6 protein-coding genes and 1 tRNA gene are annotated in these 7020 nt (G+C 62.9%); 1 reads left to right on the top strand and 6 read right to left on the bottom strand.

Annotated features, from left to right (window positions below):
• Positions 1-79: 79 nt before the first annotated feature.
• From AC2VLV_RS02195 to cysS, 6 genes are all read right to left on the bottom strand, one after another.
• Positions 80-170 (bottom strand) — tRNA-Ser (locus tag AC2VLV_RS02195).
• A gap of 114 nt (positions 171-284) precedes the next feature.
• On the bottom strand, positions 285-1538 hold the full coding sequence (locus AC2VLV_RS02190) for an aspartate kinase (protein ID WP_486988443.1): 1254 nt from the start codon (positions 1536-1538) through the stop codon (positions 285-287).
• 81 nt (positions 1539-1619) lie between these two features.
• Positions 1620-2609 (bottom strand): tRNA lysidine(34) synthetase TilS, encoded by a 990-nt coding sequence (gene tilS, locus AC2VLV_RS02185; RefSeq protein ID WP_486988442.1) that lies wholly within the window; start codon positions 2607-2609, stop codon positions 1620-1622.
• Positions 2610-2668: 59 nt separating this feature from the next.
• Positions 2669-3646, bottom strand: a complete 978-nt coding sequence (locus AC2VLV_RS02180) for an acetyl-CoA carboxylase carboxyltransferase subunit alpha (RefSeq protein ID WP_276729124.1) — start codon at positions 3644-3646, stop codon at positions 2669-2671.
• A 57-nt stretch (positions 3647-3703) separates the two neighbouring features.
• Positions 3704-4369: a DNA-3-methyladenine glycosylase family protein gene (locus tag AC2VLV_RS02175; protein ID WP_486988441.1), complete on the bottom strand. Its 666-nt coding sequence runs from the start codon at positions 4367-4369 to the stop codon at positions 3704-3706.
• Positions 4369-5751 (bottom strand): cysteine--tRNA ligase, encoded by a 1383-nt coding sequence (gene cysS, locus AC2VLV_RS02170; protein ID WP_486988440.1) that lies wholly within the window; start codon positions 5749-5751, stop codon positions 4369-4371. Before cysS ends, AC2VLV_RS02175 begins: the two co-directional genes overlap by 1 nt.
• Before the next feature lie 173 nt (positions 5752-5924).
• Here cysS and AC2VLV_RS02165 point away from each other — a divergent pair, with 173 nt between their 5' ends.
• Positions 5925-7019, top strand: coding sequence for a nuclear transport factor 2 family protein (locus AC2VLV_RS02165; protein ID WP_486988439.1), 1095 nt, complete (start codon positions 5925-5927; stop codon positions 7017-7019).
• The last annotated feature ends 1 nt before the right edge of the window (position 7020 follow it).

The following is a 7020-nucleotide window of genomic DNA, read 5'->3' as shown; positions in this document are numbered from 1 at the left end:
TCTGCAAACAAAAAACCCGCTGTCTCAAAGGAGAACAGCGGGTTTTTCGGACTTCCTTGGACTTCTTAAAACAGAATCTTGGCGGAGACGAAGGGATTCGAACCCTTGATGCGCTTTTGGCACATACTCCCTTAGCAGGGGAGCACCTTCGGCCACTCGGTCACGTCTCCAGTTGCCGCCAGTTTCCTTTTGGCAAATTGCTTGCGGCTTCATGCGTTCAGCAAAGTCGGTAATTATTACACGCATTCACCTGCCATCGCCACCTTGATGGAAAACGTCGCGGCTCAGGCGCTTTGTTCCAGGTCGAAGGCCTTGTGCAAGGAGCGCACCGCGAGCTCCATGTACTTTTCTTCGATGACCACCGACACCTTGATTTCCGAGGTGGAGATCATCTGGATGTTGATGCCTTCTTCCGACAGGGTGCGGAACATCTTGCTGGCCACGCCGGCGTGCGAGCGCATGCCCATGCCCACGATGGAAACCTTGCACACTTTCGGGTCGCCGAGAATTTCCTTGGCGCCGATGTGGGCCTGTACGCTGGACTTGAGAATATCGAGCGCACGCGCGTAATCGCCGCGGCCCACGGTGAAGGTGAAGTCGGTGAAGCCGGCCACGCTCTGGTTTTGCAGAATCATGTCGACTTCGATATTGGCCTCGCCCACGGCGCTGAGAATCTGATAGGCGATGCCGGGACGGTCGGGCACGCCGACCACGATGATCTTGGCTTCGTCGCGGGCAAAGGCGATGCCCGACACCACGGCTTGTTCCATGTTTTCGTCTTCCTCAAAGGTGATGAGTGTGCCGCTGCGCGACTCTTGCTCCAGCGGCAGATCCCACGGGGTCAGGCTGGAGAGCACGCGCAAGCGAACCTTGTACTTGCCCGCGAATTCCACCGAGCGGATTTGCAGCACCTTGGAGCCCAGGCTGGCCATCTCCAGCATTTCCTCGAAGGTGACCGTGTCGAGCCTGCGGGCTTCGGGGACGATGCGCGGATCGGTGGTGTAGACACCGTCGACGTCGGTGTAGATCTGGCATTCGTCGGCCTGCAAGGCCGCGGCAAGCGCCACGCCCGAGGTGTCTGAGCCGCCCCGTCCCAGGGTGGTGATGTTGCCCTGCGCGTCCACGCCTTGAAACCCGGCCACGATGGGGATGATGCCCTGCGCGAGATCGGCCTTGAGTTTGTCGGCGTCGATGGATTCGATGCGGGCCTTGCTGAACGCGCTATCGGTATGCACGGCGATCTGCGCGCCGGTGTAGCTTCGGGCTTTGCGCCCCAGCGCCTGCAACGCCATGGACAGCAGGCCGATGGTGACCTGCTCGCCGGTCGACGCCACGACGTCGAGTTCGCGGGGATCGGGTTGGGTCTGGATTTCTTTGGCCAGCGCGATCAGGCGATTGGTTTCGCCCGACATGGCCGACACCACCACCACGACCTGATGCCCCGCTTCGTGCCACTTGGCCACGCGCCGGGCCACGTTTTTGATCCGTTCGGCAGACCCCACCGAGGTGCCGCCGTATTTCTGGACGATGAGTGCCATGAGAAATGCGTTCGAAAGCTGCGAAAGTCTCTTTGCCCGGCGCACGATGCACCAGACCGTTTCGCTGCAAAGCCAGACATTCTAGACTTTGTCTGCGGCGGCATCGTCCCATTTCAGACGCAGACAAGCCCCCTGACGCTGAAGGATGCAGCCCGGCAGACGCAGTTCGAGGCGATGCGCGCCTTGCCCAGTGCGCAAGACTTGTCGCACCAGTTCGTCGGTCCGCGCACGGTCCAGGCGCTGCCCGTTTTGCCGCAGCCAGAGCCGCAACACTTCGCTGGCGGCGGCGGCGCCCAGTGCGCGCAAGGCCGCAAGATCCAGCCCCTGGGGTTGTAGGCAGAGACGCAATTGCTGCGCCGCAGTCGATTGAATCTGCGCGTCGGCCGCTGCGCACAAGTCGGCGCTGCGGCCCAGCGTCTGCCGATAGGCGGGTTCGAGCCGGGCGAGAACCGGCACCAGTTCATGCCGAATGCGGCTGCGCCGAAACGCGGGGTCGGCATTCATCGGATCGTCCAGAAAGCTCACCGCCTGCGCCTTGAGCCAGCTCCGCACTTCGGCCGCGCCGCAGTCCAGCAAGGGTCGCGCAAAGCTGCAGCCGTGGCGCTGCATTTGCGCGGGCATCGCCGCCAAGCCGCGCGGCCCTGCCCCGCGCAACAAGGCGAGCAAGAGCGTCTCGACCTGATCGTCCCCATGCTGCGCGAGCAGAACCACCGCGCAGTTCTGCTCGCGCGCAAGCTTGGCCAGCGCCAGATAGCGGGCCTCGCGCGCGACTTCTTCCAGGCTCATCCCCCGCGCCGCATCGACCTGCAGAGTGGCCTCGGCATACGCCACATCGAGGGCGGCGCAGGCTTGGGCGCAATGTTGCGCGAACAACTCAGCCGAGGCTTGCAAGCCATGATTGACGTGCAAGGCACAAAGCCGCCCGCCGCCCCAGAGCGTGCGGGCCGCCAGCAGCAAAGCCGTGGAATCGGCCCCGCCGCTGAAGGCAATGCCGATGCGCTCGGCCTGGGCGACGCCGGGGTGTTGCGACGCGAAACGCTTGAGCGCGGCAAGCGCGGGGTTGTTCAGCAAGAGCAGCGCCGACTGTGCAGCCGATGAGGTGGACCAATCAAGTGAACCGACGAGCGCGGTCAACGTCCGGCCGTCTTGGTGTCTTCGAATTTGCCAAAACCCTGCAGCCGCTCAAGCCGCTGCTTCACCAGATCGGCCGGTTTGGTGTGCTGAAAGTGGCGCAGCGACTCGCCCAGCGCGCGCTTGAGTGAAGCCGCCATCGCCGCAGGGTCGCGGTGCGCGCCGCCCACCGGCTCGTTGACGATCTTGTCCACCAAGCCCAGCGCCTTGAGCCGATGCGCCGTGAGACCCAGCGCCTCGGCGGCTTCAGGGGCCTTTTCCGCGCTTTTCCACAGAATGGAGGCGCAGCCCTCGGGCGAAATCACCGAGTAGATCGAATATTGCAGCATGAGCAACTGGTCGCACACCGCAATGGCCAGCGCCCCGCCCGAGCCACCTTCGCCGATGATGGTGGAAATAATGGGCACTTCGAGCTGCGCCATCTCGTAGATATTGCGGCCGATGGCCTCGGACTGACTGCGCTCTTCGGCGTCGATGCCGGGATAGGCGCCGGGCGTATCGACAAAGGTGAAGATGGGCAGGTGGAATTTTTCGGCCAGCTTCATCAGCCGCAGCGCCTTGCGATAGCCCTCGGGCTTGGGCATGCCGAAGTTGCGCATCGCGCGCTCCTTGGTGTCTCGCCCCTTCTGGTGGCCGATCACCATGCAGGCCTGCCCGCCCAGACGCGCCAGCCCGCCCACGATGGACAGGTCGTCGGCATAGGCGCGATCGCCGTGCAGCTCGTGAAAGTCGGTGAATATCTGGTTGGCGTAGTCGAGGGTGTAAGGCCGCTGGGCGTGCCGCGCAATCTGCGTGGTCTGCCAGGGCGTGAGCTTGGCGTAGAGGTCTTTGGTGAGCTGCTGGCTTTTCTTCTGCAAGCGCCCGATCTCTTCGGAAATATCGACGGCAGACTCATCTTGCACAAAGCGCAGTTCGTCGATTTTGTTCTCTAGTTCGGCAACCGGTTGCTCGAAATCGAGAAAGACTTTTTTGCTCATATTCACCTCGGGAAATGGTCCGCTCCTGCGTTGCAAACATGCAAAACAATGCGCAAATCAATACGCAACCGGCAACGGGTCGAGACTCCGCCAAATATACCAAGTCCCCACTGAACGCCACGGCGCCCAGGCGGCGGCCACTTCGCGCACCTCGCTCTGGGTCACGGGCTCGCCGGCGAAATAAGTCTGGCTCACGCCTTTGATCAGTCCCAGGTCGCCCAGGGGCAGCACATCCGGGCGCATGAGGTGGAAGATCAGAAACATGTCAGCCGTCCAGCGGCCAATCCCGCGGATGGTCAGCAGTTCAGCGGCGATGGCCTCGTCGTGCATCTCTTGCCAATTGTGCGGATGCACCTCCCCGGCGTGGAATTTGACGGCGAGGTCGCGCACATAGCCCGCCTTGCGACCCGACAGGCCGCAAGCACGCAGCGCGTCATCGCCGAGACCGACCAGATGTTCCGGCGCAACTTGCGGCACGGCGGCACAGAGCCGATCCCAGACCGTCTGCGCCGCCTTGACGGAAATCTGCTGGCCAATGATGGAACGCGCCAGAGTCTGAAACGGATCGCCCCGGCTTTGCAGCCGCGTGCCCGCATGCGTCTTGATGAGTTTGCGCATCACGCGATCGGTGCGCTGCAGGTGGGCGCAGGCCTTGTCCCAGTCGAGAGGGATGGGGCCTTTGGTGGAGACGACCGTATCCGACCAAGCCGGTGCTCGCGCCATCAAGCCGCCCTCCATACCGTGACCCCGCCCGGCTTGTCTTCGAGCACGATGCCCTTGGCGGTGAGTTCGGCGCGGATGCGATCGGCCTCGGCAAAGTTGCGCGCCTGTTTGGCGGCGATGCGTTCCTGCACCAACTGTTCCACCCACGCCGCATCCACCGCGGCGGCCTTGCTTTGCAAGAACTCGCGCGGATTCTGCTGCAGCAGACCGAGCACGCCGCCCAGCCCTTTCAGCAGCGCCGCCAGATCGGCATCGCCCGTTTTGTTGACCTCGGTCGCCAGCTCGAACAACACCGCCATGGCCTCTGGCGTATTGAGGTCGTCATTCATCGCGGCGGCAAAGGCCTGCGCGCGCGGGTGGCTCCAGTCGACACGCGCGGGCAGCTCGGCGAACGGGTCGAGCGCGGTGTAGAGACGGGTGAGCGCAGCGTGGGCATCTTGCAGGTGTTCGTCGCTGTAATTCAGCGGGCTGCGGTAGTGCGCGCGGACGATGAACAGCCGCACGGTTTCGGCCTCGACATGCTGGAGGATGTCGCGGATGGTGAAAAAATTGCCCAGCGATTTGGACATCTTCTCGCCATCCACCCGCACAAACCCGTTGTGCAGCCATACATGGGCCATGGTCTTGCCGCTTGCGCCCTCGCTCTGCGCGATTTCGTTCTCGTGATGCGGAAACTGCAGATCGGCCCCGCCGCCGTGAATATCGAAAGTCTCGCCCAGCAGCGCGCAGCTCATGGCCGAACATTCGATATGCCAGCCGGGACGGCCCGGGCCGTCATCGGAAGGCCATTTCACCTCCTCGGGCTCGGCGGGTTTGGCCGCTTTCCACAGCACAAAGTCCAGCGGATCTTGTTTGGCGGTATCGACCTCCACGCGCTCGCCCGCGCGCAGTTCATCGAGCGACTTGCCCGACAACTTGCCGTAGCCGGGAAACGCGCGCACATGAAAGTTCACATCGCCCGCGCTATCGCGATAGGCCAGACCGCGCTTTTTGAGCTTGCCGATCAGGTCGAGCATCTGCGGCACATAGTCGGTGGCGCGCGGCTCATGCGTAGGCCGCTCCACGCCCAGGGCGTCGGCATCTTCGTGCATCGCAGCGATGAACCGGTCGGTCAGTGTGCGGATGGTTTCGCCGTTTTCCTGCGCGCGCCGGATGATCTTGTCGTCGATGTCGGTGATGTTGCGCACATAAGTCACGCGCAAGCCCTGCGCCTTGAGCCAGCGCTGCAGCAGATCGAACACCACCATGACGCGCGCGTGCCCGATATGACAGAAGTCGTACACCGTCATGCCGCAGACATACATACGAACATGGCCCGGCTCGATGGGCTCGAAACGGTCTTTGCCGCGGGTGAGGGTATTGTGAAGGTGCAACGCAGTCATGGAATTGGGCGTGGGAACAGCGGTTTGTGCGCGGGCGCGCCATGTCCCCGGATAAAATTAAAAACTTAGCACAAGCAGCCGGTTTCCGGCTTGGCGCGCTGCGCTTTCCGCGCTGCGCATCGCCAGTCCACACGGCCCTTGTCCAGACTTCAGACCACTCACCCAGTCACCCAATGCGAAATCGCCTTATCGCCACCCTGATCGCCCTCACGCTGAGTGCGCCAACCGTCTGGGCGGCAGACGCGGCCAGTGTCAGCCAAAGCCTGCAAAAAGGCGATCTGAGCAATGCGCTGACGCAGGTGGACACGCTGCTGGCGCAAAAGCCCAAAGACCCGCAGTACCAGTTTCTCAAGGGCGTCATTCTGACCGAGCAGAAAAAAGACGCTCAGGCCATCAAGATCTTCCAGTCGCTCACCGAGCAATACCCCGAACTGCCCGAGCCTTACAACAATCTGGCCGTGCTGTATGCCCAGCAAGGCCAGTACGACAAAGCCCGCGCCGCGCTCGATATGGCCATTCGCACCAACCCGAGCTACGCCACCGCGCAGGCCAACCTGGGCGATATTTACGCCAAACTCGCCAGCCAGGCCTATCAAAAGGCGCTGCAACTCGCCCCCGATGAAAATGCCAGCGCCCGAGTCAAGCTCAACCTGATTCGCGAATTGTTCGAGCAGGGCAAAAATCCCGCCGTTCAAACCGCCTCTGCGACACCCTTGAAAGTGACCACGGCGCAGCCCGCGAAGGAAACCAAAGCCGAGGCCAAGCCCGCTGCGGCCGCGCCTGCGCCGAAGCCAGTAGTGGTGGCCGCCGAAAAACCCGCGGCCAAACCCGAGCCTGCGCCAACGGCCCCGGCTGCCGCCAAACCTGCTGCGCCCGCACCCGCCGAAAACAAACCGGCGCCCGCCGCCGCGCCTGTGCAGACCAACGCCAGCGAACAGGCCGCTGTGTCGGAAGCGGTCGAGCGCTGGGCCGACGCCTGGCAAAACAAGAATCTGCCAGGCTATTTCGCCGCCTACGCCCCCAATTTCAAGCCTGAGAAAGGCATGAGCCTGGGCGCCTGGAAAGATCAGCGCCGCGCCCGTATTTCCGACAAAGCCAAGATCACGGTGAAAGTGCACGCGCTCAAGGTGCAACTCGACGGCGACAAAGCCACCGCGCGATTCCGTCAGCACTACACCTCCGGCTCGCTCGACTTTGACGGCCCGAAAACCCTGCAAATGCAGCGTGAAAACGGCAAGTGGCTGATCGTGCGCGAGATCGTCGGCTGAA

The organism is Thiomonas sp. TH-17 (assembly GCF_057473305.1).
The sequence above is the reverse complement of the archived record's forward strand: the minus strand, read 5'-3'. Positions and strand labels throughout refer to the sequence as shown.

What these genes read in the sequence shown, in the direction of transcription:
- AC2VLV_RS02190 (WP_486988443.1), bottom strand. Translation starts at nt 1,538, where the DNA reads ATGGCACTCATCGTCCAGAAATACGGCGGCACCTCGGTGGGGTCTGCC.
- AC2VLV_RS02180 (WP_276729124.1), bottom strand. Translation starts at nt 3,646, where the DNA reads ATGAGCAAAAAAGTCTTTCTCGATTTCGAGCAACCGGTTGCCGAACTA.
- AC2VLV_RS02175 (WP_486988441.1), bottom strand. Translation starts at nt 4,369, where the DNA reads ATGGCGCGAGCACCGGCTTGGTCGGATACGGTCGTCTCCACCAAAGGC.
- cysS (WP_486988440.1), bottom strand. Translation starts at nt 5,751, where the DNA reads ATGACTGCGTTGCACCTTCACAATACCCTCACCCGCGGCAAAGACCGT.
- AC2VLV_RS02165 (WP_486988439.1), top strand. Translation starts at nt 5,925, where the DNA reads ATGCGAAATCGCCTTATCGCCACCCTGATCGCCCTCACGCTGAGTGCG.